Annotated in this window: 23 protein-coding genes; 11 read left to right on the top strand and 12 right to left on the bottom strand. The window is 60.8% G+C overall.

The window, feature by feature from the left end; all coding sequences use genetic code 11:
• Positions 1-3 precede the first annotated feature (3 nt).
• Positions 4-810: a metal ABC transporter ATP-binding protein gene (locus tag ACR0CA_RS10425; RefSeq protein ID WP_480898859.1), complete on the bottom strand. Its 807-nt coding sequence runs from the start codon at positions 808-810 to the stop codon at positions 4-6.
• Position 811: 1 nt separating this feature from the next.
• Positions 812-1,765, bottom strand: a complete 954-nt coding sequence (locus tag ACR0CA_RS10430) for a metal ABC transporter solute-binding protein, Zn/Mn family (RefSeq protein WP_480898861.1) — start codon at positions 1,763-1,765, stop codon at positions 812-814.
• A 200-nt stretch (positions 1,766-1,965) separates the two neighbouring features.
• Between ACR0CA_RS10430 and deoC the strand changes: the two genes are divergently transcribed.
• The 3 genes from deoC (at position 1,966) to ACR0CA_RS10445 (ending at position 6,167) form a co-directional block, all read left to right on the top strand.
• The gene (deoC, locus tag ACR0CA_RS10435) at positions 1,966-2,955 is read left to right on the top strand and encodes a deoxyribose-phosphate aldolase (RefSeq protein ID WP_480503408.1); all 990 of its coding nucleotides are present in this window, start codon (positions 1,966-1,968) and stop codon (positions 2,953-2,955) included.
• A gap of 11 nt (positions 2,956-2,966) precedes the next feature.
• The gene (locus ACR0CA_RS10440; RefSeq protein ID WP_480898864.1) at positions 2,967-5,300 is read left to right on the top strand and encodes an aldehyde dehydrogenase family protein; all 2,334 of its coding nucleotides are present in this window, start codon (positions 2,967-2,969) and stop codon (positions 5,298-5,300) included.
• A 135-nt stretch (positions 5,301-5,435) separates the two neighbouring features.
• Positions 5,436-6,167 carry a cyclic nucleotide-binding domain-containing protein gene (locus ACR0CA_RS10445; RefSeq protein ID WP_170789576.1) on the top strand — a complete coding sequence of 244 codons (732 nt, stop codon included), beginning with the start codon at positions 5,436-5,438 and terminating at the stop codon, positions 6,165-6,167.
• A gap of 3 nt (positions 6,168-6,170) precedes the next feature.
• On the opposite strand, the gene ACR0CA_RS10450 is transcribed toward ACR0CA_RS10445, so the two are convergent.
• The 7 genes from ACR0CA_RS10450 to ACR0CA_RS10480 form a co-directional block, all read right to left on the bottom strand.
• A complete protein-coding gene (locus tag ACR0CA_RS10450) occupies positions 6,171-7,475 on the bottom strand; it encodes a M16 family metallopeptidase (RefSeq protein WP_480898867.1) in 1,305 nt (434 codons plus the stop codon).
• Positions 7,472-8,812, bottom strand: coding sequence for a M16 family metallopeptidase (locus ACR0CA_RS10455; RefSeq protein ID WP_170789575.1), 1,341 nt, complete (start codon positions 8,810-8,812; stop codon positions 7,472-7,474). Before ACR0CA_RS10455 ends, ACR0CA_RS10450 begins: the two co-directional genes overlap by 4 nt.
• A gap of 81 nt (positions 8,813-8,893) precedes the next feature.
• Positions 8,894-9,412, bottom strand: coding sequence for a DUF3035 domain-containing protein (locus tag ACR0CA_RS10460; RefSeq protein WP_170789574.1), 519 nt, complete (start codon positions 9,410-9,412; stop codon positions 8,894-8,896).
• Between the two features lie 50 nt (positions 9,413-9,462).
• On the bottom strand, positions 9,463-9,933 hold the full coding sequence (lspA, locus tag ACR0CA_RS10465) for a signal peptidase II (protein ID WP_480898870.1): 471 nt from the start codon (positions 9,931-9,933) through the stop codon (positions 9,463-9,465).
• Positions 9,933-11,522 (bottom strand): bifunctional phosphoribosylaminoimidazolecarboxamide formyltransferase/IMP cyclohydrolase, encoded by a 1,590-nt coding sequence (purH, locus tag ACR0CA_RS10470; RefSeq protein WP_480898872.1) that lies wholly within the window; start codon positions 11,520-11,522, stop codon positions 9,933-9,935. The genes lspA and purH overlap by 1 nt, the downstream gene beginning before the upstream one ends.
• 22 nt (positions 11,523-11,544) lie before the next feature.
• Positions 11,545-13,284 (bottom strand): heparinase II/III family protein, encoded by a 1,740-nt coding sequence (locus ACR0CA_RS10475; protein WP_480858130.1) that lies wholly within the window; start codon positions 13,282-13,284, stop codon positions 11,545-11,547.
• Positions 13,285-13,374: 90 nt separating this feature from the next.
• A complete protein-coding gene (locus ACR0CA_RS10480) occupies positions 13,375-14,631 on the bottom strand; it encodes an RsmB/NOP family class I SAM-dependent RNA methyltransferase (RefSeq protein WP_170789571.1) in 1,257 nt (418 codons plus the stop codon).
• A gap of 89 nt (positions 14,632-14,720) precedes the next feature.
• Here ACR0CA_RS10480 and ACR0CA_RS10485 point away from each other — a divergent pair, with 89 nt between their 5' ends.
• Complete coding sequence (locus ACR0CA_RS10485; protein WP_170789570.1) at positions 14,721-14,903, top strand: DUF1674 domain-containing protein; 183 nt, start codon at positions 14,721-14,723, stop codon at positions 14,901-14,903.
• A 4-nt stretch (positions 14,904-14,907) separates the two neighbouring features.
• On the opposite strand, the gene ACR0CA_RS10490 is transcribed toward ACR0CA_RS10485, so the two are convergent.
• Positions 14,908-15,762, bottom strand: coding sequence for a LysR substrate-binding domain-containing protein (locus tag ACR0CA_RS10490; protein WP_170789569.1), 855 nt, complete (start codon positions 15,760-15,762; stop codon positions 14,908-14,910).
• Positions 15,763-15,861: 99 nt separating this feature from the next.
• Between ACR0CA_RS10490 and tmpA the strand changes: the two genes are divergently transcribed.
• From tmpA to ACR0CA_RS10505, 3 genes are read left to right on the top strand one after another with little or no spacing between them, the layout of a single operon-like run.
• Complete coding sequence (gene tmpA, locus ACR0CA_RS10495) at positions 15,862-16,998, top strand: 2-trimethylaminoethylphosphonate dioxygenase (RefSeq protein ID WP_170789568.1); 1,137 nt, start codon at positions 15,862-15,864, stop codon at positions 16,996-16,998.
• Positions 16,995-17,585 (top strand): (R)-1-hydroxy-2-trimethylaminoethylphosphonate oxygenase, encoded by a 591-nt coding sequence (tmpB, locus tag ACR0CA_RS10500; protein ID WP_170772794.1) that lies wholly within the window; start codon positions 16,995-16,997, stop codon positions 17,583-17,585. Before tmpA ends, tmpB begins: the two co-directional genes overlap by 4 nt.
• The gene (locus tag ACR0CA_RS10505; protein ID WP_170772796.1) at positions 17,582-18,250 is read left to right on the top strand and encodes an ureidoglycolate lyase; all 669 of its coding nucleotides are present in this window, start codon (positions 17,582-17,584) and stop codon (positions 18,248-18,250) included. The genes tmpB and ACR0CA_RS10505 overlap by 4 nt, the downstream gene beginning before the upstream one ends.
• Here the strand turns inward: ACR0CA_RS10505 and ACR0CA_RS10510 are convergent.
• The gene (locus ACR0CA_RS10510; protein WP_480898880.1) at positions 18,237-18,920 is read right to left on the bottom strand and encodes a DUF2306 domain-containing protein; all 684 of its coding nucleotides are present in this window, start codon (positions 18,918-18,920) and stop codon (positions 18,237-18,239) included. The genes ACR0CA_RS10505 and ACR0CA_RS10510 overlap by 14 nt on opposite strands.
• A 38-nt stretch (positions 18,921-18,958) precedes the next feature.
• On the bottom strand, positions 18,959-19,768 hold the full coding sequence (dapB, locus tag ACR0CA_RS10515; protein WP_480898883.1) for a 4-hydroxy-tetrahydrodipicolinate reductase: 810 nt from the start codon (positions 19,766-19,768) through the stop codon (positions 18,959-18,961).
• Positions 19,769-19,858: 90 nt separating this feature from the next.
• On the opposite strand from dapB, the gene rbfA reads away from it, so the two are divergent.
• Genes rbfA through ACR0CA_RS10535 form a run of 4 tightly spaced genes read left to right on the top strand, consistent with a single transcriptional unit; the run spans position 19,859 to position 22,478 of the window.
• Positions 19,859-20,254, top strand: coding sequence for a 30S ribosome-binding factor RbfA (gene rbfA, locus ACR0CA_RS10520; RefSeq protein ID WP_170379347.1), 396 nt, complete (start codon positions 19,859-19,861; stop codon positions 20,252-20,254).
• Positions 20,251-20,994, top strand: coding sequence for a phosphodiester glycosidase family protein (locus tag ACR0CA_RS10525; RefSeq protein WP_480898886.1), 744 nt, complete (start codon positions 20,251-20,253; stop codon positions 20,992-20,994). Before rbfA ends, ACR0CA_RS10525 begins: the two co-directional genes overlap by 4 nt.
• Before the next feature lie 54 nt (positions 20,995-21,048).
• The gene (gene truB / locus ACR0CA_RS10530) at positions 21,049-21,954 is read left to right on the top strand and encodes a tRNA pseudouridine(55) synthase TruB (protein WP_170772804.1); all 906 of its coding nucleotides are present in this window, start codon (positions 21,049-21,051) and stop codon (positions 21,952-21,954) included.
• 20 nt (positions 21,955-21,974) lie between these two features.
• Entirely contained in the window at positions 21,975-22,478 is a 504-nt protein-coding gene (locus ACR0CA_RS10535) for a DUF1643 domain-containing protein (RefSeq protein ID WP_170789565.1), read from the top strand.
• The last annotated feature ends 52 nt before the right edge of the window (positions 22,479-22,530 follow it).

Below are 22,530 nucleotides of genomic sequence, written 5' to 3' on the forward strand. Positions count from 1 at the left end.
AGATTATCCCAGCGCGCGCGAAATCTGGTCGATCTGAGCGGTGGCCAGACGGCCCCCATAGGCGGCCTGCAAAGTCTCGGCTGTGAAAGCCTGATTCACAGGACCTTCCGCCACCTTGCTGGTATTGATCAGGAAGACATGGTCGAAATAGTCGGTGACGGTGGCCAGATCGTGATGCACGACGACCACGGTCTTCCCAGCCTCTTTCAGCGCTTTCAGCACTGCAATGATGGCCTTTTCGGTGGCCGCATCGACCCCGGCAAAGGGTTCGTCCAATAGGTACAGATCAGCATCCTGCGCCAGAGCGCGCGCCAGAAACACCCGCTGTTGCTGACCGCCCGAAAGCTGACCGATCTGACGGTCCGCGAAATCACGCATGCCGACACGGTTCAGGCAATCCATCGCACAAGCCATATGCCGAGCACGAACACGGCCCAACAGACCCAACTGACGCGACAGACCCATCAGGACCACGTCAATCACGCGGGCCGGGAAATCCCAATCCACGCTGGCGCGCTGCGGGACATAGGCGATGCGAGCGCGCTGTTTCTCAAGCGCGTCGCCGTAAACCGTCACCTGGCCCGACAGCGCGGGCACAATTCCCAACGCAGCCTTCAACAGAGTCGACTTACCAGCGCCGTTCGGCCCAATAATCGCAGTCATAGCGCCAGGCTGCACGGTCATATCCACCGAGAACACCGCCGGCTTCTGGCCGTAGGACACGGTCAGCCCGCGAATGGCCAGAGGGCTACTGCCCAGCCCGTTTTCCTGAACCGAAACTCCGTGATTTGCGGCCAGTTCAAGTGTCATCTCAGAACCCCGCCGACAATTTGCCATTCATGCCCAGTGCCGGTGCATCCGCACCCAGCGCGCTGGCAATGACAGTGATATTGTGATCCAGCATTCCGATATAGGTGCCCTCATACGTGCCGGGTTCGCCCATCGCGTCCGAATACAACTCACCACCCACGGCCACCTGATGCCCCTTAGCCGCGGCACCTTCGATCAGCGCGCGAATGGATCGGTCCGAAACCGAGCTTTCCACGAACACCGCCGTCAATTTCTGATCAACCAGCGTATCGACCAGTTCGCCGATCCGGTTCAGACCAGCCTCGGACTGGGTCGAGATGCCCTGAATGCCCAGCACCGCATAGCCGTATTCCGCACCGAAATAGCCAAATGCGTCGTGGGCCGTCACCAGAATGCGATTGTCCTTTGGGACGGCGGCCAGCATCTGTTTCCCATAGGCTTCCAACTGAGCAATCTCGGCCAGATGGGCCTGGGCATTGGCCGCGAAAATTTCGGCCGCTTCTGGGCGGGTGTCGGTCAGCGCATTTTGCACCTGAGCCACCACGTCGCGCCACAGGGCCGGGCTCATCCACACATGCGGGTCGAATTTGTCGGCGTAATCATCATGGGCGCGCAGCTTGGACGTGTCGATCCCTTCGGCAACGGCCACCACGTTGCGCTTGCGAGACAGGTCGTGGAAGAAATCCTCCATTTGCGCTTCAAGATACAGGCCGTGCCATAGGATAAGATCTGCGCGGGTCATTGCGACGATATCGCTGCGGGTCTGGCGATAAGCGTGCGGGTCTACACCGGGGCCCATCAGGCCCTTGACCTCGACCTGGTCCCCACCGACCTGACGCACGGCATCTGCAATCATACCGGTTGTCGCCACCACTTTAAGCGGCGCTTCGGCCAGCGCCGAGATAGGCAGAGCAACGGCAAAAGCCAGCGCTGCAAGAAAGCTACGACGAATCATGTCAGACCCCGATCTGATATCCCCATGACCGTTAATATGCGAACCATTCGCAACTTAGTCAATGCTATTGCGAATTATTCGCAAAAAAGGCGACAATATTTGTCCATTTGGTCAAAAAAATGACTGAAACGCACTCGCTTGCCCTTTTCTTTAGACGCAACCCATGCGATTTTGGCTCAAATCTCCCAAAGGACGCGATGATGGAAACGCAGAGCCCCGTGCGCACCGCGCATCTGCCGCAAGTGACCGAACCCCGCAATCCGGGTATGGATCTGGATTTGGACTGGGTGCGCGCCGTGCAGGCCAACACCTCAGCCATTGAACGCCGTGCCGCCACCCTGCCCGGTCGTCGTTCTGTAAAGAAAGATTATCAGGCCGCTTGGCTGCTGAAGGCAATCACGATGATCGACCTGACCACTTTGTCGGGCGATGACACGGTGGGCCGCGTGCGCCGCTTGTGCGCCAAGGCGCGTCAGCCTGTAGCCCCCGCGCTATTGCAAGCGATGGACATGCCGCCGATCACCACGGGTGCGGTTTGTGTCTATCACGACATGATCGAACCAGCTGTTGCGGCGCTAAAAGGCACTGGCATTCCGGTGGCTGCTGTCTCAACCGGGTTCCCTGCGGGTCTGTCCCCCTTCCATCTGCGCGTGGCCGAGATCGAAGAAAGCGTAAAGGCTGGGGCCGAGGAAATCGACATCGTGATCTCGCGCCGTCACGTGCTGTCAGGCGACTGGCAGGCTCTGTATGACGAGATGAAGGCTTTCCGTGCCGCCTGTGGCGACGCCCATGTCAAAGCCATTCTGGCGACCGGAGAATTGGGCAGCCTGCGCAATGTCGCTCGCGCCTCGGTCGTGTGCATGATGGCGGGGGCGGATTTCATCAAGACCTCGACCGGCAAGGAAAGCGTTAACGCCACCCTGCCCGTCTCTCTGGTGATGATCCGCGCTATCCGCGACTACTATGACCTCACAGGATACCGCGTCGGCTACAAACCTGCGGGCGGGATTTCCAAAGCCAAGGATGCGCTGGTCTATCTGTCGCTGATCAAGGACGAGCTGGGCGATCGCTGGCTGGAGCCGGACCTGTTCCGCTTTGGTGCGTCCTCGCTGCTTGGCGATATCGAGCGGCAGTTGGAACATTATGTCACCGGGGCGTACTCGGCTGGCTACCGTCACTCCATGGGCTGAGGACAAGAACAATGACAGTCAAAGAGATTTTCGAAACCATGGACTACGGCCCCGCCCCCGAAAGCGCAGCCGAGGCGCTGGCTTGGCTGGTCGATCAGGGTGACAAATTCGGCCACTATATCGACGGGGCCTTTACCAAACCCGGCAAAGGGTTTGACAGCCGTAACCCGGCGACCGGAGAAGTGTTGGCCAAGCTGACTCAAGCCAAACAGGCCGACGTGGACGCCGCAGTGGCCGCAGCCCGCAAGGCGCAACCCAAGTGGGAGAAGCTGGGAGGCGCGGGACGGGCGCGGTATCTCTATGCCATTGCGCGGCTGTTGCAGAAACATTCGCGTTTGTTTGCGGTGCTGGAAAGCCTCGACAACGGCAAACCGATCCGCGAATCGCGGGACATCGACATCCCCTTAGCCCAGCGGCATTTCTATTACCACGCAGGCATGGCGCAGTTGATGGAGAGCGAGTTGCCTGATGCACAAGCTTTGGGCGTGTGCGGACAGATCATCCCGTGGAACTTCCCGCTGCTGATGCTGGCGTGGAAGATCGCGCCAGCGCTGGCGATGGGAAATACGGTGGTCCTGAAACCTGCCGAGTATACCTCGCTGACAGCCCTGCTGTTTGCCGATATCTGCACGCAGGCTGGGTTGCCCAAGGGTGTGGTCAATATCGTCACCGGTGATGGCGCGGTGGGTGAGATGATCGTAAACGCTGATGTGGACAAGATTGCCTTTACCGGCTCGACCGCCGTGGGGCGGCACATCCGCGAGGCAACCGCTGGATCCGGCAAGGAACTGACGTTGGAGCTGGGCGGCAAGTCCGCCTATATCGTGTTCGACGATGCCGATATCGATTCAGCTATCGAGGGGCTGGTCGATGCGATCTGGTTCAATCAGGGTCAGGTCTGCTGTGCAGGCTCGCGCCTGTTGGTACAAGAAGGTATTGCCGACAGGTTCCACGCCAAGCTGCGCGCACGGATGGATGGCTTGCGCATCGGCGATCCGCTGGACAAATGCATCGACGTGGGCGCAGTTGTGGACCCGATCCAGTTGCAGACGATCAAAGGCATGGTCGACAGCAACACCGCAGGTGAGGTTTATCAGGCGGCCTGCGCACTGCCCGAAAATGGCTGTTTTTACCCGCCTACACTGATTTCCGGCCTCGAAACCTCGGACCCTCTGATGCAGGAGGAAATCTTTGGCCCGGTTCTGGTCTCGTCGACCTTCCGCACCCCAGCCGAAGCGCTCGAGTTGGCCAACAACACCCGCTATGGGTTGGCCGCGACGGTCTGGACCGAGAATGTGAACCTCGCGCTGGATATCGCGCCCAAGCTGGTTGCGGGCGTGGTCTGGGTGAATGCCACCAACCTGTTCGACGCAGCCGCCGGTTTCGGAGGCGTGCGCGAAAGCGGATTTGGCCGTGAAGGCGGCTGGGAAGGACTGGCCGCCTATACCAAACCCAAAGGCAAGACCAAGCCGCTGGCCAAGGTCGAGGCTGCAATGGGCCAAGGCGCGCCGGTTGATCCTATTGATCGCACCGCCAAAATGTATGTGGGCGGCAAGCAAGCGCGACCGGACGGAGGCTATTCGAAACCCGTCTGGGGCAAATCAGGCCTTCTGGGTCATGTGGGTCTGGCCAACCGCAAAGACGTGCGCAACGCGGTAGAAGCCGCGGCGGGCGCGAAAGGCTGGGCCAAGACCACCGGCCATCTGCGGGCGCAGATCCTGTATTATATCGGCGAAAACCTCTCGGCCCGCGCAGATGAATTCGCCGCGCGGATCGACGCCATGACCGGCGGCAAGACCGGCGCGGCTGAGATTGAGACCTCGATCCAGCGCCTGTTCACCGCCGCTGCATGGGCCGACAAATATGACGGTCAGGTGCATGGCGTTCCGATCCGGGGTGTTGCCCTTGCGATGAAGGAACCCGTTGGTGTGATTGGCGCGCTGTGCGCGGATGAGGCGCCTTTGCTGGGCCTGATCTCGGCCATGGCCCCGGCGATTGCGATGGGCAACCGGGTGGTGCTGGCGGCCTCCGAGCCCTATCCGCTGGCAGCAACGGATTTCTACCAGATCCTCGAAACTTCGGACGTGCCTGCGGGCGTGGTCAATATCCTGACCGGCAGCCACGCGGAGCTGGCCAAACCCCTGGCCTCGCATCTGAATGTGGATGCGGTCTGGTCATTCTCATCGACCGATCTGTCGGCCGAGATTCAGAAAGCCTCGGCGGGGAATCTCAAGCGGACATGGGTCAACAATGGGGCCGCGACAGACTGGAACGCGGATCAGACGCGCCGCTTCCTGCAAGCCGCGACCGAGGTCAAAAACATCTGGGTACCCTACGGGGAATAGGCCCCCAGAACCAAACCCAGTGGTGCATATGCGCGAAAACACGCGCATATCACCGATTAACATGTGAATTCGTTCATATACAGATAACCCCACGTCCCTCAGCGTGGACCCATTCCAGATGAGGGTGGGCCGATCATGCTGAATATCCCGTTTGAAATTCCTGACTACATACAACTGACCACAATGGTCGGTGTCTTCGGCGCGGGGCTTTATATCCTGAACTATTTTCTGCTTCAGATGGGCATCGTGCGCGGCACTGGTGTGACCTATCCGGTGCTGGTGATTGTCGCTGCCAGTTGCGTGCTGATCAGCATGATGCGCGAGTTCAATCTGGCAGGCTCGATCATCCAGATGGCCTATATCTCGATCTCAGTTCTAGGCTTGCTGCGCGGGTACCTGTCACGTCATCTGGTGCGTTTTTCCGACGCCGAACGACAGTTCATCGCGCATCATCTGGAGACGTTGAAACCGCATCAAGCCCGGCGGCTGCTGAACACCGCAACTATTCAGGAGTTCCCGGCGGGCAGCAAGCTGATCGAAGAGGGCAAGACCACCGATTTTCTGGGTTTCGTCCTCAGCGGACAAACAACCATCCTGAAGGACGATCAGGTGATCAACCGCTGCGGGGCTGACGAAATACTGGGCGAGTTGACATTTAGCCTGGGATTGCCCGCAACGGCCACAGTAAAGGCCACCGAGCCCACCACCTGCCTGGTATTCGACAATATCCAACTCACGCGCCTGCTGCGCCGGAACCGCCATATCGACGATGCGTTGAAAGCCGCGCATTTCAGACATGCGCGGCAAAAACTGCTGAGCAGCAACAAACACACCCTTCGGGCGCAGAACAGCTCGGTCGCAGCCTAGGCGTTAGCCATCCAGACCTTCGGGCTTACCGACGATGGTGAAATGCAGCCCCTCCGGGTCCAGCAGTTCCGAGGCAACACGGTTCACCTCTTCCAGCGTCACTGCATTCACCTGATCATTGCGGGTGGCAATATAGTCGATGGGCAAATCCTCCATCTGCATCCCGACCATGATCCCTGCGATCTGGCTATTGCCATCGAACCGCAAAGGATAGGCGCCCGTCAGATAGGTCTTGGCATCGTCCAGCTCTTTCTGGGTGAAGCCTTCATTGGCCGCACGCGCCCATTCATCCCGGATGACGGACACCGCGTCCGCGATCCGGTCATTCGAAGATGAGACCGAACCCAGATAGACCGAGGCCAGATCCTTGGGCACCAAGAAGGTCGACACCCCATAGGTCAACCCGCGTTTTTCGCGCACTTCCTGCATCAGACGGCTTTCGAACCCACCGCCGCCCAGCATGTGATTGAGGATGAAGGCTGCAAAGAAATCGGGATCGTCACGATCGATACCCGCATGGCCAAACAGAGCCACAGATTGCGGCGTGTCAAACTCGACAACACTGACCCCGCCGGGGATGTTGACTTGCGCCGGTCCGGGGATCGGTTTGCCTGTTTCGGGCAGATCGGCCAGCAGGTGATCCAGCAACCTGCCGAGTTCTTCGGGCGTGATATCGCCCACAGCCCCTACATAGAGCCGATCTTTGGCAAAGACGTTCTCATAGGCATCAACCACGTCGTCTCGGGTCAGGGCGGTCACGCTTTCGATCGTTCCCTTGCCCTCGGTTCCATAGGGGTGATCCCCATAAGCCATTCGCGCAAAATTGCGTCCGGCGATATCGTTCGGGCTGGTCTGATCCGACCGCAAGCCGGACAGAACCTGCGCCCGCACACGATCCACCGCGTCCTGATCGAAACGCGGCTCGTGCAGGGTCACACGCAGCAGGTCGATCACTTCGTCCCGGTTTTCAGTCAGGAACTGCGCCGAGACCGAGACGGTATCGTCACTGGCGTTATAGCCAAACGATGCCGCCAGCGATTCAAGCTCACGCGCATAGGTTCGGGAATCCATGTCGCCCGCGCCTTCTTCGATCAGGCCGCTCATCAGATACACGGCCCCCCGCTTGTCAGGGTCGTCCAGCGAGGTTCCGCCACGGAACCGCAATTCCAATGCGGTGAAGGGGATCGAGTGATCCTCAACCAGCCACGCGGCGATACCATCAGGCGATGTCACCTCCTGAATTTCGATCTCAGCCCAGGCGGGCAATGCGATCACGAATGCAATCAGGGTCGCGAAAATTCGTTTCATTGCGTCACCTCATCGTCGCGCATCAGCCAGCCTGTGACCGAGGTTTCCAGCTGTAGAACCTCGCGGGCGGCAGCGATGATTTCTTCCCCGGTTACGGCCTGCAGGACATCCGGCCAGGCCTGCACGTCCTCGACCGTCAATCCGCTGGTCAGGGCCCGGCCATAGCGATTGCCGATCCCGTCCACATTGTCGCGCGCATAGGTTTGCGAAGCGCGAAGCTGCATCTTGATCCGGTCCAGATCCTCTTGGTTAACACCGTCGGCAATGAACCCGGCCACGGCTGCATCCATGGCTTCTTCGGCCTCTTGCAGGGAAACGCCCTGCGCCGGAACGATAAATAGATCAAAGGTCGTGTCATCCAACGACACGCCGCGATAGAACGCCCCGGTGTAAACGGCTTTCTGTTGCTCGAATTGCAGTTTTTCGGTCAGGTATGACGTGTTCCCACCACCCAGCAATTCGGCCAACATGAACAGGGCTGCGGCCTTTTCCTGTTCGCCCGCGTTGCGTTCAGGCGCCAGATAGCTGCGCTGCACGTAGGGCTGCGATACGCGTGCGTCCTTGAAGGTCAGCCTCCGCGCGGCCGTCTGCGGCGGCTCTTGCGAACGGATGCGCTCGGGCAGGTCCGGGTTGGCGGGGATCACGCCATAGTATTTTTCGGCCAGCGCCTTGACCTCATCGGGCTCGACATCGCCTGTCACAACCAGAATGGCGTTATTGGGCGCGTAGTGCGTCTGGTAGAAGGACAGAGCGTCCTCCATGTCCAGCGTCTCCATCTCGTGCCGCCAGCCGATGATCGGAACCCCGTAGCGGTGGTTGAGGTATTGCGACGCGTTCATCTGTTCGCCGAACAGGGCGCGGGGGTTATTGTCGGTGCGCTGGTTGCGTTCCTCAAGGATCACATCACGCTCGGTCACGATATCATCCTCGGACAGGCGGATATTGCGCATCCGGTCCGCCTCCATTCGCATCATCAGTTCCAGCCGGTCGGCGGCGACGCGTTGGAAATAGGCGGTGTAGTCATACGAAGTGAATGCGTTGTCATTGCCGCCATTGGCCGCCACCGTGGCCGAGAACTCACCCGGTGCCAGCGTATCGGTTCCTTTGAACAGCAAGTGTTCCAGAAAATGCGCCACACCGGACGATCCGACGGGTTCATCCGCCGAACCTGCGCGATACCAGACCATATGCTGCACGACAGGGGCGCGGTGATCCTCGACCACGACGACATCCATGCCGTTTTCCAGCGTGAAGGTTGTGACCGCCTCCTGGCCATCTTCGGCAAAGACCGGGGTGGCAGCAATCAGGGCAGCCGACAGGGCAAGGGCCCGAACCATGGGGCATCCTCCGTTTGTTGTCTGAGTTTCAAACTACGGTGGCGCGGCGCAGGTTCAAGTGTGATGACGAAAAGTTAAGGATTATTCACCTGGCGGCGGAGCCGACGGAGTTTCGACCCCAGCCTGCCGTGCCTGTTCATTTACCTGCGACGAATCCAGCGCCCATCGTTTGTAAACCTGCGAATAGCGGTCCACGTTAAACAGACGCAGTCGGGTAAAACGGCTTTGCTTGCGGCGGAACTCAGCGTCTTCGGCATCGACCACCTGACGAGCATTCTCGGTCACGCCATACCGGCTCGAGGCCGTCACCAATGCGCCATCCGCCGCGGGAATCGCCGTGTTAGGATTCAGTGCATCTGGGTTGCCGCCCAGTGCCGCAATCGCATCCCCCTTGGGGGTCGGGTCGGTTAGATTCCCTGCGCCCGGTGTCGGCGCGGGCAGGAATTGATAATCTTCGGGCTGTGTCAGCGGCTTGACCGGCAGGACCGAGAATTCATCCGGTCCCGGACCCGGCGCCTGAAGGTGGCGCAGACCGATATCGGAACATCCCGCCACCGTGAAGGCAAGCGTCACTGCAAAAATGGAACGCGGCAACCGCATCGTAGTCTCCAGCCTGTTTGAGGCGCTTTTATCGCATTTCCACCGGCGCGTCACGAGGGCTTTTTGCCGTCGAATAGGATCAACCCGATGGCACCGGCGAAAATAAACACATCGGCCAGATTGAAGACAAACGGGTTGTTGATACCGCAACAGGACATGTTCAGGAAATCCAGAACATAGCCGTAAAGCACCCGGTCCAGAACATTACCCAGCGCGCCGCCGATCAAAAGCCCGCCCGAAAGCAGCATGATTTTCGAGGGCGCTGACCGCACCAGCCAGACCAGCACAGCCGCCGAGATCGCAATGGACACGCCGATCAGAACCCAACGTGCCGCCTCGGTATTGCCCTGAAACAAGCCAAAGTTGATGCCGCGATTCTCGCCATATTTGAAGACAAGCAAGGGTGGCAGGACGTCGATATCGCCTTCGGCCACGCGCATGATGTGAACGACCAGAACTTTGCTGATCTGGTCGATCGCAAACGCCGCCATCGCAGCCCAAATGAGCAAGCGATAGCGCATCAGTGGCGGAAGTGCCGCATGCCGGTGAAGACCATGGCCAGATCGGCCTCGTCCGCCGCTGCGATCACTTCATCATCACGCATTGAACCACCGGGCTGGATCACACAGGTGGCACCGGCCTCAGCGGCCTCCATCAGACCGTCGGGGAAGGGGAAGAACGCGTCCGATGCTACGGCCGAGCCGATGGTCAACGGTTGAGCCAAGCCCAACACATCGGCCATACGTTCAGCTTTCTTGGCTGCGATCAGCGCAGAGTCCACGCGGCTCATCTGTCCAGCACCCACGCCTACGGTCGCGCCATCTTTGACGTAGACGATGGCATTGGACTTGACGTGTTTCGCCACTTTCCACGCGAACAGCAAATCGCGCATTTGATCTTCGGTCGGAGCCTTTTTGGTGACGACCTTCAGGTCATCCATACCGATAAAACCATTGTCCTTGTCCTGTACCAACAAACCTCCGGCAACCTGACGGACGGTTTTACCACCGGCCATTACATCAGGTAAGCTGTCGGTGGTCAGCAGGCGCAGGTTTTTCTTGGCGGCGAAAATGGCTTTCGCCTCATCGGACGCGCCTGGGGCGATCACGACCTCGGTGAAGATGCCAGTGATTTCCTGCGCGGTTTCGGCATCCAACGGTTGGTTCAGCGCCACGATCCCGCCAAATGCCGAGGTGCGATCGCAGTCGAACGCCGCCTTATAGGCCTCGATCAGCGTGGCACCTGTCGCTACACCGCAGGGGTTGGCGTGTTTGATGATGGCACAGGCAGCACCCTGCGCCGGATCGAACTCGGCCACCAACTCAAACGCGGCGTCGGTGTCGTTGATGTTGTTGTAGCTCAGTTCTTTGCCCTGATGCTGCACGGCGGTGGCGACACCCGGACGATTTGTGCCATCGGTATAGAACGCTGCCTGCTGGTGGCTGTTCTCACCATAGCGCAGGGTCTGTTTCAACTCTCCTGCAAAAGCGCGACGCTTCGGAGCCTCTAGCTGCAGCGCGTCAGCCATCCAATTCGACACAGCCGTGTCGTAGGCCGCGGTGCGAGCATACGCCTTTTGGGCAAGCCATTGTCGGAAACCATACGACGTCTTTCCGTAATTCTCCTCCAACTGGTCCAGCAGTGAGGAGTAGTCTTCGACATCCACCACTACGTTTACAAAGGCGTGGTTCTTGGACCCCGCCCGGATCATCGCCGGACCACCGATGTCGATATTCTCGATGCATTCGTCATAGCTTGCACCTTTGGCGACTGTGGCCTCGAACGGGTAGAGGTTCACCACCAGAAGGTCGATCGCGCCGATGCCATGTTCGGTCATTGCGGCAACGTGAGTGTCGTTGTCACGCAGCGCCAACAAGCCACCATGCACCATGGGGTGCAGGGTTTTTACGCGGCCGTCCATCATTTCGGGAAAACCGGTAATCTCGCTGACATCCTTCACATCCAGCCCCGCCTCGCGCAGCGCCTTTGCGGTACCACCTGTGGACAACAGCTCGACCCCGCGCTCGGCCAGCGCCTTGCCCAAGTCGATCAATCCGGTCTTGTCGGATACGGAAAGCAGCGCGCGGCGCACGGGGTGAAAGTCGGTCATGGGTCCAAAGGTCCTTTTGGCGTCAGTCGAAATCGGGCTCGTCCCGGTGCACATCGCGCACGGCATAGGCTGTATCCTGCGCCTTGCTCAACGTCCACCGGATGCGCGTCGCATACTCCATTGCGCGGCCAGATAGAACGATCTGTTTTGTCGCGCGCGGCTTTAGCCGCCCTTTTTCAAGGTAAACGCTTGGCTCGACACCCAATTTTCCAACGCCATCATGGCGAAACACCCAGATTTCACCGCTTTTGAGCGCCATCGACACCGCCGCACCGCCCAAATCCAGCGCCGCATCTACGTCGGGGTGCAGGTGAAAGCGGATATCAAAGCCCAGACCTTTCAACCCCGAGGCATCCATCGCCCGGTCAAACTGCCGCTTGGCCTTGTCACTTGTGGCCAGCAGAATATCTTCGCCGGTCAGTTCACGGCCATCAAAGCGCAGCTCGAAGGTACGGGCATGGGTCAGACCGAAAACCTTGGCATAGCCGTCATGCCCAGCCATGAAGCGCGCGCCTTCGAACGCCTCTTCAAACTCATTGGGTACCTCGCGCGGGGCATCCATCAGCGCCTCTTTCTCAGTCCCCGGAACCGGGTCCGCCAGCCGCGCGCTGGAATAACCGTCCAGGCACAGGGTCGAATGCGATGGGGTTGCCCGCCCTGCCCGACGCCACTCGACCCCGAATGTCTCACCCGATCCGCAATTCACGACCAATGGCCGCCGCCCCGAGGTCAGCTCGAAAGCCAGCGTCGATGCGTGGGCGTTGTAAGAATTGGCCCCCTTCGGCGGCGTAGCGGCGTCGATAATCACACTGGTCCGGGCCGCGTAAAGACGCCCGAACCCCATCGACAACCCCTTGGCGCGTTGCGGTTTTACCCCGCTTTGGGCAAGGGCCTGATCCAGCCGCCCTTCAACTCCGCGTCCGCCGCCGTGAAACCGGGCCAAACCGCCATCCGTGTGGCGCAAACTGCGCAGCGCCGGGGCGATGCGCTTGATCGCATTGGCCTGCGCGCCGGGCGTCCCCCGCCCCAGATCGCTGAGCGCAGCCGACGTCCAGGCCAACAAGGTGAAAACTTCCAGCAGTTCTTCGGGATTGCGCGTGGGAATGCCGCCTTGTGCGTCGATTTGGCTGTCGCATTCGCGGGCCAAAGCACGCAGGGCCGGGTCGGCCAATTGTTCGAGCCCCTGCAACGCCAGACCGGCCTGCACCAGACCAGCCAGTGCCTCGAACCGGGGCAAGCCGGGAGTGGCAGCTTTCCACCGCTTGGACAGAAACCATGTCTGCTGCGCCAGCGAACGAAAGAAGAGCTGAGACTGCTTTTCATCCATTCCGCGCAGCAAAAAGGACGCGTGATTGATCCAGCGCATCACCCGCCGTCCGGTCAGATCGGGCACCCAGCCCGGCCCCTGCCCGCGGCCATGCGCCTCGATCCAGCCCCAGACCCATCGCTGGGCCTTGTCGCGTGCGCGCATATCACCAACAGCGGCCAGATCGTCCAGCCAGGCAAAGCCGTGGCGTTCGTGGTCAAAACCGGCGCTCGGGGCAGTCACGTCCCAAAGGCCGGTATCCTGCGCCTCGACCAGAAAACCGGCAAACAGCAGATTTCCCGCCACCAACTGCCGCCCACGTGCGAATGAACCAACCGTGCGCGGCTCGGGCTCTTTCACGAATCCCGCTGCCGCCTTGCGACGCTGGCTCAGCCGCGCATAAAGACGGTTCTGGAACCGGGTCCACCGGCTTGTCATGGAATCGGAGTTAGACATTGCGCTCGTTACTCTGCCCCTTGCGCTCTGTTGGCGCCTGAGACCCAACGATAGACCGCGCCGCACGTCAAGTCACCGAAAAGCGTTGGATTATTCCGATTTGTTCAGACAGGCGATGTAGAAGCCATCCATACCACCGCGATCAGACCAATAATCGGGCCGCAGCCGCAACCCGCCCTCTTCAGTGATCCAGCCCTTTTCAACGCCGGTCACGGCCAGAGCCTGCCGGTTTACCTGCATGTCGGGGAACATAATCAGCGCCTCTTCGATCTGCACTTCGCCCTCATCCGGCAGCAAGGAACAGGTGCAATAGACCAGCCGCCCGCCAGGTTTAAGCAGACCCCACGCATGGGCCAGCATCTGCGCCTGCAATTCGATCAGCCCACCGAATTCCGAGCCATCCTTGGCATAGGGCAGGTCCGGGTGGCGGCGAATAGTGCCCGTGGCCGAACAGGGCGCGTCCAGCAGGATGGCGTCGTATTGGCCCTGATGGTCCAATGCGTCGCCTGCGATGACCTGCGCCGTCAGCCCCGTGCGAGCAAGGTTCTCGCGCACCCGTTCCAGCCGCGATTCCGAGATGTCCAACGCCGTGACCTGTGCTCCGGCGGCCGCCAGTTGCAGCGTCTTGCCCCCCGGTGCGGCACAGAGGTCGAGTATATTCTCTCCGGCCTTCGGGGCCAGCACCTGCACCGGCAGCGCCGCCGCCGCGTCCTGCACCCACCAATCGCCCGCATCGAATCCCGGCAGGGCCGAGACCTGCCCCGCATCCTGCACCCGGCGCGAGCCCGTAGGCAGCGCCTCGCCGGGACCATTGGCACCGGATTTGACGGTAATATCCAGCGGCGCGCCTGCGAAATGGGCTTGTTCAATACCCGTGATCGCATCCGCGCCCCAGGCCATAGTCAGCGGGTCGCGCAGCCATTCGGGCAGGCGCGGCACGCGCATCTTGGGCCACGCATCCGGCCCTTCGGCGGCCACTTTGCGCAGCACCGCATTGACCAACCCCTTGAGGCGACCATGCTTGCGGGACCGGCCGACGATCTCGACCATCGAGTTCACTACACCATGCGCGGCCTCTCCGTGGCACAACTCAACCGCGCCGAGACGCAGAGCATTGTGGACGGTCAGCGCGGGCGTGCGGTTCAGGTGATTGTCCAGCAGACGGTCGGCGCGTTCCAACCCGCGCAGGGTTTCCAGCGTCAGGCGTTGCGCCCGCGCGCGGTCTTCGCGGTCCAACCGATCCAATGCGCCAGCCGCCAGGCATTCGGACAAAAGCCGCCCTTCGCCCAGAATCTGATCCAACAGATAGATCGCGCTGCGTCGCGCTGCTGTTGCGTTGTCGGACATGGAACCGCCTTTGATGTGACCCTCGCCCGCATTGCCAAACGCGGACGGGGGCGTATATCAAGCCATGGAACGGAAAGGAACCCGATCTCATGAGCGACCAGCGCAAAGACCTGCCGCCCGCCGCCCAACGCGCCCTGGCCGAGGCCGAGGACCGTCGCCGCAAGGCCGAGGCTGAGGCAAAGGAACAGCCCAAAGAACTGGGCGGGCGTGATGGCCCTGACCCCGCCCGCTACGGTGATTGGGAAAAGAAGGGCATCGCAATCGACTTCTGATCACTCAGCCCCGCAGCGCGGTCAGGAAATCGGCAATTAACGCGCGCTGTTTTTTGGATTTCGCCCGATCCTCGGGCCATGTCAGCCAATAGCCGTCTTTTGTTTTCAACTCGGGAAGATCCAGACGCCGTAAGCGCCCGGCCTGTAAATCGGCCTGCGCCAGAGGTTCAGACCCCAGCGCCACACCCATCCCTTGCCGCGCCGCCGACAGGGCGTGTTCCATCGAATCAAAGCTGATCACCGAAGGCGGCAGATCGTCATGACCCGTCTTGCGCGCCCAGTCGCGCCAGGCGGGCCGCTCCCCACGCAGCTCGATCAGGGGCGCTCCCCACTCCACGCCCGGGGCGGCCAAGGGCACCAGAACCTCGGGCGCGATCCGTTCAGCCTCGCGCCCCGACCACGTGCCGCGCCCATAGCGGATTTGCAGCCAAGTCCGCTCTTCATCCAGCGATGACCGTCGCGCGACCGAATCCGTCACTACCCGCACTTTCGGGTGCATCCGCTGGAACCGGGATATCGCCGGAACCACAAGCGCATGGATGTTCGACGACAGCCCCGCAACGCGCAACTCACGCGGAGATTTGCCAAACAGATCCTCGGTATTTCGTTCCAGCGCCTGTAAGCTGTCCTGCACCAGCGGCAAATAGCTTTCGCCTTCGACCGTCAACGACACGCCACGTGCTTCGCGCACAAACAGGGTCCGGCCCAGCCAGGATTCCAGGTTTCCAATCCGCTGACTGACGGCCGCTTGTGTCAAGCCGAACTCGCGCGCGGCAGCGGAAAACCCGCCCAGCCGACCGGCGGCCTCGAACACCCGTAGCCAGTCCAGAGGCGGCAATCCGATCTTCTTCTTAGCCATAAGATTTTCCAGCCCTCAGTCGCAATAAGGTTTAATTGTGGTAATGCCACGAGGCGCGTATCACCTCAAGCATAGCTCGCGCCGAACAGGAGAAGCCCCATGTTGCGCACTGCCACTCACACGGCCCAGATCGTGACTGTCGAATTTGCCGATGGCACCCAATCCCGATTTCACTCCATCTGGCTGCGCGACAACGCGTTGGACCCCGACACCCGCGCGCCGAGCAATGGTCAGCGCCTGATTACCATCGGTGACATTCCCGTCGATACCACGATCAGCGCCGCTGAGATGGAAGAGGGCGATCTTCGCGTCACCTTTCAGCCCGAAGACAAGACGGTCACCTTTCCCGCCGACTGGCTTGCCGCACACAGCTATGACCGCACCCAAAGTGCCGAGTTTGGACGCCTCGCCCCCGGCATCACCACGTGGGCGCAGAGCATCGAAGCCCCCGCCGGAGATTGGACGCAGGTTCATTCCAATCCCACTGCCAAGCGCAACTGGCTGGCCGCCGTCGCCGAATATGGCTTCGCCAAGCTGACAAACGGCCCGACCGAGCCGGAATCGCTACTGCAAGTGGCCGACCTGTTCGGCTATGTGCGCGAGACCAATTATGGCCCTTATTTCGAGGTTCGGACTGAGGTGAACCCCACCAACCTTGCCTTTACCGGGCTCGGTTTGCAGGCGCATACCGACAACCCTTATCGCGACCCGGTGCCAACGCTGCAAATTCTCTACTGCCTTGAAAACAGCGCCGAAGGTGGCGAGTCAATCGTGGTCGATGGCTTCCGCGCAGCCGAAAAACTGCGTGATCAAAACCCCGAGGGCTTTGCCCTGCTGACCGGATACCCGGCGCGGTTTGAATACAAGGGCGAAGACGGGGTTTGCCTGCGGTCCCGCCGCCCGATGATCGAACTGTCGCCCGATGGCGAGTTGATTGGCATCCGGTTCAACAATCGGTCGTCTGCGCCGTTTGTTGACATCCCCTTTGACCAGATGGAGGCCTACTATGCCGCCTACCGTCAGTTGGGAGCCATCATCGACGACCCGGCCATGGGCGTGTCGTTCAAGCTGGAACCGGGTGAAAGCTTTATCGTCGACAACACCCGCGTGCTGCATGCGCGGCTGGGCTATTCCGGGGCCGGGTCGCGGTGGCTGCAAGGCTGCTACGCCGACAAGGACGGGCTGCTGTCCACGCTGGCGGCAATGGATGCCCCTCAGCCGGAGGCGGCGGAATGAAACCCGATTTCTCGACCCTGAACCGCGACAATATCGTGGCCTTCATCGGCGACATCTTCGACCGCCGCGGCGGTGAGGAATATCTGGGCGAACCCGTCACCATGGCCGAACATATGCTGCAAGGGGCCACGATTGCTGAACAGAACGGCATGCCCGAGGAAATCATCGTCGGCGCCCTGCTGCACGATATCGGCCACTTTACGTCCGAGTTCGGCACCTATCACCCCGACGACACCGAAGACCGCCACCACGAGGATGCAGGTGCCGAAGTGCTGGAGCAGTTCTTCCCGTCCGTCATCACCGATTGCTGCCGGTATCACGTGGCGGCCAAGCGCTATCTCTGCGCCACCAAGCCCGAGTATTTCAACCGGCTGTCCACCGCCTCGGTCCACACATTGGAGTTGCAGGGCGGCCCGATGAACCCCGAAGAGGTGGCCGCGTTCGAGGCCAACCCGAACCTGAAAGAGATCATTCAGGTCCGCTATCTGGACGAGGCTGGCAAACGCGCGGGCATGGAAACCCCCGATTTCGCCCATTTCGCCCCGATGGTGCAGCGCATGGTCGATAAGCATATGGAGGCCGCATGACCGCGCCTGAGTACATCTTTGAAGCCAGCACCAAGCCGTCCCTGCCGTGGCACGAGGTGCCCCTGATCCGAGCCACCGATGCATCCGTCAAAGGCTACGGTTGTCTGGTCGATGACCCTCAAGGGTTCGAGATCGAGATCACCTGCTGGCCGCAGCAAGGCTGGCGGCCCATCGACGAGGGCACCGGTGACGAAGGCGGCTGGGTTGAAGGCACGTTCAAATGCGACTGGCAAGGCGACGTGCTCTATGGCGAGAACGAGGCGGTCAAAGGCCACTATGTTCTGGGCTGGTCCGCCGATCCGCAGCAGGCGCAAAAGGCACGCCAAACCGCGCCTCGTGATCAGGTCCTGCTGTGGCACATGAACTATCACCCGGATGGCGGTCAGATGTTCTGGCCCCTGGACAACAAGCCCTTCATCGTTCCTGCTGCCCTGCCCGGCGACAACCTGACGCCCGAGAAGGTCGTGGCCTTCTGGTGTGACGGCTCACGCGGGCTCTATATTCATCCCGGCATCTGGCACGAGGGAATTTTCCCGGTCGAAGACAGCCAGCGGTTTCTTGACCGTCAGGGCGCAGTTCATGCGCGCGTCAGCGCCGATATCGGGAAAGAGTTCGGCGTCTACCTGTCTTGCCCGTTGCGCGCGGACAAGATTAAGGACGTGTAGGCAAAGCCCCAGTATGCGCCCGTTGCTTGCGGGTGATCCATAGCTGAACGGCCATCAGATATGGCACGTAGAACGCAAAGTTTTGCACAAGGTCAAACGGGCCCGAGAAATCGGGCTCGGACCCCAGCCCACCGGTCAACAGATACCAGATCGTGTAGTGCACCCGATAAAGCCACGATCCCAGCGCCAGCCAGAACAGGCGCAGGCCCCAAGCCCAATGACCGGCACGGTCTTTGTTCAACGCCATACGCGCCACCATCAGCGCTGCCGTGAACAGGCAAAGCCCATAAAGGAAAAAGGCCGCCGACATGACCGACCCACCGATCGTGCCACGCAGGGGGATATAGGTCATTCCGGCCAAACCCGTGAACAACGCCAATGCGACCAGCACTCTGCCCAGCTGACGATGAAAGCCGGTGAACGTGCGCCGCACCCCTTTCAGCAGTTGCAAAGGAACAAGCGCGACCAAAACAGTTCCGGCGCAAATATGCAGCACCATCGCCAAATTGCCGATAGGCTGCCCATCTGCAAACAAATGGCTTTGCTGCGCAGCGGCTGCGGACAATCCGATACCGATCATACCTACGCCGTGTACAACGAAAGGCAGCAGAGTCAGATAGAACCCAATCAGCAACAGGCCCAAAAGTACTCGAGATCTTACGGTCTGCATAAGCTGACCATAGGGCCGTCGGTTAGCACGTCTATAGCTCAGAGCCCCAGAACATCCACCATATCATACTGACCGGGGGCTTTGCCCTGCCCCCACAGCGCCGCTTTCAGCGCGCCGCGGGCGAAGATGACGCGGTCGGTGGCCAAATGGCGCAGCACGATACGTTCGCCCGGAGCTGCGAACAAAACATCGTGTTCGCCCACGATGTCTCCGCCGCGAATGGCGTGGAAGCCGATATCGCCGCGTTTGCGCGCGCCCGTGATGCCGTCGCGGGCGCGATCGGATACGTCCGCCAGATTGACCCCGCGCCCTTCGGCTGCGGCCTCACCCAGCATCAAGGCAGTGCCCGAGGGCGCATCGACCTTGTGGTGGTGATGACCTTCGATCACTTCGATATCGAAATCCTCATCCAGCGCGGCGGCAACTTTCTTGGTCAGCTGCACAAGCAGATTGACGCCGAGGCTCATATTGCCCGCCCGCACGATCACTGCATGGCGCGCGGCAGGTTCCAGCGCGGCAATCTGCTCATCCGTCATACCGGTGGTGCCAATCACATGTACACAGCGCGCTTGTGCGGCCAGCTCGGCAAATTCCAGCGTCGCCTCGGGCGCGGTGAAGTCTATCACCGCCTGCGCCTGCGCGAATGCTTCCAGTGGGTCATCTGTGACAGTGACGCCCAACGCGGGGCCGCCCATCGCCGTGCCCACATCCTGACCGATCCAGTCATGGTCCGCACGTTCAACAACGCCGACCAGACGCGCCTGATCGCTCTCAGACACGGTCTTGATCAGCATCTGCCCCATACGGCCCGAAGCTCCTGTGATGACGATCCCCGGAATATGGGTCATGGCTTGCTTCCCTCATTGCAATCGGCTCAAAGCCTCCTACCCGGTTCGCGCCCGCTTGGCAAAGGTGGGATTTGGGCTTAGATCGAAGTCATGGCAAAGAACAAATTCCACGATGGCCCCGGCCCGTCCCAACGACAGCTGCGTGTCGGCGAACTGATCCGTCGCACCCTGTCCGAGGTTCTGGCGCGCGGAGATGTCCACGACCCCGACTTGAACCGTATGTCAATCACCGTGGGTGAGGTGCGCACCTCGCCCGATCTCAAGATAGCCACCGCCTATGTGCTGCCCTTGGGCGGGAAGGGGCAGGAGGACGTGATCGATCTGTTGGCCCGCAACAAGGGCGAGCTGCGCCGCATGATCGGCAAGAAGCTGAACCTGAAATTCTCGCCCGATCTGCGGTTCCGTCTGGATGACACGTTTGACCGTCTGGACGACACCCGCCGCATGTTCGAACAGGACGCGGTGCGCCGCGATCTGGACGAGTGATCCGCACGCTGGCCACATTGGGCGCGCTCCTATGGGCCGCGCAAGCCGGTGCGGTGAGCTGTGAAAAAGTCACCCACGACGCCAAGCGATATACTGTGTGCGAAGTGGACGCGGCCAATGAAGACCTGCGCCTGTTTCTGAACGACGACAACGGCGATCTGCTGGGGCATTTCTCCTCGGTGAATGAGGCGTTGGCTCCCGGCGGCGAACGTCTGGCCTTTGCGATGAACGCGGGCATGTATCACGACGACCGTTCACCCGTGGGCCATTATGTCGAGGACGGGCAGGAAAAGATGCGCGTCATCTCCAACCCCGGCCCCGGTAATTTCGGCCTTCTACCCAATGGGGTATTCTGTATCCGCGACGGCCGCGCTGACGTGTTTGAGACGCTAGATTTCGTCGATCAAGCGCCGGACTGCCGCTTTGCCACTCAATCCGGCCCCATGTTGGTGATCGACGGAGAGCTGCACCCGCGTTTTCTGCCCGACTCGACCTCGCTGTTCGTGCGCAACGGGGTGGGCACCAGCGCCGATGGCACCCGCGCGGTGTTTGCGATCTCGGACGATTACGTCACCTTCCACGAATTCGGCAGCCTGTTTCGGGACGTGCTGAAAACCCCCAACGCACTGTTCTTCGACGGGAATATTTCACGCATGTATGACCGGGCCGGGGGCCGCTCAGATATCGGCTTTTCACTGGGGCCCATCGTGGGTGTGGTCGAAATCGCACCTGTAAATTGACAGCGCCCATGTGATCCGCTACCCCGCGCGCCTCAGCATGAATCAAGGTGTAATATGGGACGCAAACGCAAGGGCCGCGACATTTCCGGTTGGCTGGTGGTGGACAAGCCTGCGGGCATGACCTCGACCGCCGTGGTCAACAAGGTGCGGTGGGCGATGGATGCGAAAAAGGCGGGCCACGCGGGTACGCTGGACCCCGAGGCGACCGGCGTTCTGGCCGTGGCGCTGGGTGAGGCGACCAAGACCGTTCCCTACATCACCGACGCCTTGAAAGCCTACACCTTCACCGTGCGTCTGGGTCAGGCCACCAATACCGACGATGCCGAGGGGGAGGTGATCGCCTCCAGCGATGCGCGCCCTTCGGACGACGACATCAAACAGGCGCTAACCCCGTTTCTGGGGGACATCATGCAGGTGCCGCCCAAGTTTTCCGCCGTGAAGATCGACGGACAGCGCGCCTATAAACTGGCCCGCGATGGCGAGGATGTGGAGCTGTCCGCCCGGCCACTGTGGGTTGAGGAGCTGATCCTTGTCGACCGCCTGGATGACGATCATGTGGTGCTGGAAATGACCTGCGGAAAAGGTGGCTATGTGCGCTCTATCGCCCGCGATCTGGGTGCCGCGCTGGGATGTCACGGCCACGTCAAAGAACTACGCCGCATCTGGTCCGGTCCGTTCGAGGTCGAAGATGGACTGTCCGTCGACCAGATCGACGAAATGGCAAAGACCGAAGCTCTGGATGACTACCTCCACCCGCTGGAGACCGGCCTCGCCGACCTGCCCGAGTTGAAATGTACCCCCGAGGGCGCCACCCGTCTGCGCAATGGCAATCCGGGCATGGTGCTGGCCAGCGACGTGGAATATGGCGACGAGGCTTGGGCCTCACTTGACGGCAAAGCTGTGGCCGTGGGCATCTATAAATCCGGCGAATTGCATCCCAGCCGGGTGTTCGTCGCCTGAACGCCGTGCTAGGCGGGGGCATGATCACCCGAACGCACACCAAGGGCGACGCGCCCTCGACCGCCGTCTATTCCGATTGCGAGAAGTATCGCTATAGCCTGACCCGCGTGTGGGATGCGGGCGGGCGCAAGGCGCTGTTTGTGATGCTCAACCCTTCGACCGCGACCGAGGTGCAGAACGATCCCACCGTCGAACGCTGTGAACGGCGGGCGCGGGCGCTGGGGTTTGGCGCGTTTCAAGTGACGAACATCTTTGCCTGGCGCGACACCGACCCCCGCAAGATGCGCGCTGCCACCGATCCGGTGGGCCCTGCGAATGACGCGGCCATTCTCGACGGTGTCGAATGGGCCGATCAGGTCATCGCCGCATGGGGCACGCATGGAGAACATCTGAACCGCGGCCCGGCGGTCGAGACCCTGCTGCGCGGCACCGGGCATCCTCTGTTCCATCTGGGACTTACCAAGGCGGGCCACCCGAAACACCCGCTCTACATCGCCTATACCCAGCAACCCGAGCTATGGTGACAAAGGGTTAACCACAACCCCAAGCAGTCTTTGACCAACCACCTGAACGCAT

This window comes from Ruegeria sp. F12, assembly GCF_056533885.1.

What these genes read in the sequence shown, in the direction of transcription:
- ACR0CA_RS10440 (WP_480898864.1), top strand. Translation starts at nt 2,967, where the DNA reads ATGACAGTCAAAGAGATTTTCGAAACCATGGACTACGGCCCCGCCCCC.
- ACR0CA_RS10485 (WP_170789570.1), top strand. Translation starts at nt 14,721, where the DNA reads ATGAGCGACCAGCGCAAAGACCTGCCGCCCGCCGCCCAACGCGCCCTG.
- tmpA (WP_170789568.1), top strand. Translation starts at nt 15,862, where the DNA reads ATGTTGCGCACTGCCACTCACACGGCCCAGATCGTGACTGTCGAATTT.
- tmpB (WP_170772794.1), top strand. Translation starts at nt 16,995, where the DNA reads ATGAAACCCGATTTCTCGACCCTGAACCGCGACAATATCGTGGCCTTC.
- lspA (WP_480898870.1), bottom strand. Translation starts at nt 9,933, where the DNA reads ATGCGCTATCGCTTGCTCATTTGGGCTGCGATGGCGGCGTTTGCGATC.
- purH (WP_480898872.1), bottom strand. Translation starts at nt 11,522, where the DNA reads ATGACCGACTTTCACCCCGTGCGCCGCGCGCTGCTTTCCGTATCCGAC.
- ACR0CA_RS10505 (WP_170772796.1), top strand. Translation starts at nt 17,582, where the DNA reads ATGACCGCGCCTGAGTACATCTTTGAAGCCAGCACCAAGCCGTCCCTG.
- ACR0CA_RS10460 (WP_170789574.1), bottom strand. Translation starts at nt 9,412, where the DNA reads ATGCGGTTGCCGCGTTCCATTTTTGCAGTGACGCTTGCCTTCACGGTG.
- ACR0CA_RS10535 (WP_170789565.1), top strand. Translation starts at nt 21,975, where the DNA reads ATGATCACCCGAACGCACACCAAGGGCGACGCGCCCTCGACCGCCGTC.
- ACR0CA_RS10510 (WP_480898880.1), bottom strand. Translation starts at nt 18,920, where the DNA reads ATGCAGACCGTAAGATCTCGAGTACTTTTGGGCCTGTTGCTGATTGGG.
- ACR0CA_RS10480 (WP_170789571.1), bottom strand. Translation starts at nt 14,631, where the DNA reads ATGTCCGACAACGCAACAGCAGCGCGACGCAGCGCGATCTATCTGTTG.
- deoC (WP_480503408.1), top strand. Translation starts at nt 1,966, where the DNA reads ATGGAAACGCAGAGCCCCGTGCGCACCGCGCATCTGCCGCAAGTGACC.
- ACR0CA_RS10430 (WP_480898861.1), bottom strand. Translation starts at nt 1,765, where the DNA reads ATGATTCGTCGTAGCTTTCTTGCAGCGCTGGCTTTTGCCGTTGCTCTG.
- ACR0CA_RS10450 (WP_480898867.1), bottom strand. Translation starts at nt 7,475, where the DNA reads ATGAAACGAATTTTCGCGACCCTGATTGCATTCGTGATCGCATTGCCC.
- rbfA (WP_170379347.1), top strand. Translation starts at nt 19,859, where the DNA reads ATGGCAAAGAACAAATTCCACGATGGCCCCGGCCCGTCCCAACGACAG.
- ACR0CA_RS10425 (WP_480898859.1), bottom strand. Translation starts at nt 810, where the DNA reads ATGACACTTGAACTGGCCGCAAATCACGGAGTTTCGGTTCAGGAAAAC.
- ACR0CA_RS10455 (WP_170789575.1), bottom strand. Translation starts at nt 8,812, where the DNA reads ATGGTTCGGGCCCTTGCCCTGTCGGCTGCCCTGATTGCTGCCACCCCG.
- truB (WP_170772804.1), top strand. Translation starts at nt 21,049, where the DNA reads ATGGGACGCAAACGCAAGGGCCGCGACATTTCCGGTTGGCTGGTGGTG.
- ACR0CA_RS10490 (WP_170789569.1), bottom strand. Translation starts at nt 15,762, where the DNA reads ATGGCTAAGAAGAAGATCGGATTGCCGCCTCTGGACTGGCTACGGGTG.
- ACR0CA_RS10475 (WP_480858130.1), bottom strand. Translation starts at nt 13,284, where the DNA reads ATGTCTAACTCCGATTCCATGACAAGCCGGTGGACCCGGTTCCAGAAC.
- dapB (WP_480898883.1), bottom strand. Translation starts at nt 19,768, where the DNA reads ATGACCCATATTCCGGGGATCGTCATCACAGGAGCTTCGGGCCGTATG.
- ACR0CA_RS10445 (WP_170789576.1), top strand. Translation starts at nt 5,436, where the DNA reads ATGCTGAATATCCCGTTTGAAATTCCTGACTACATACAACTGACCACA.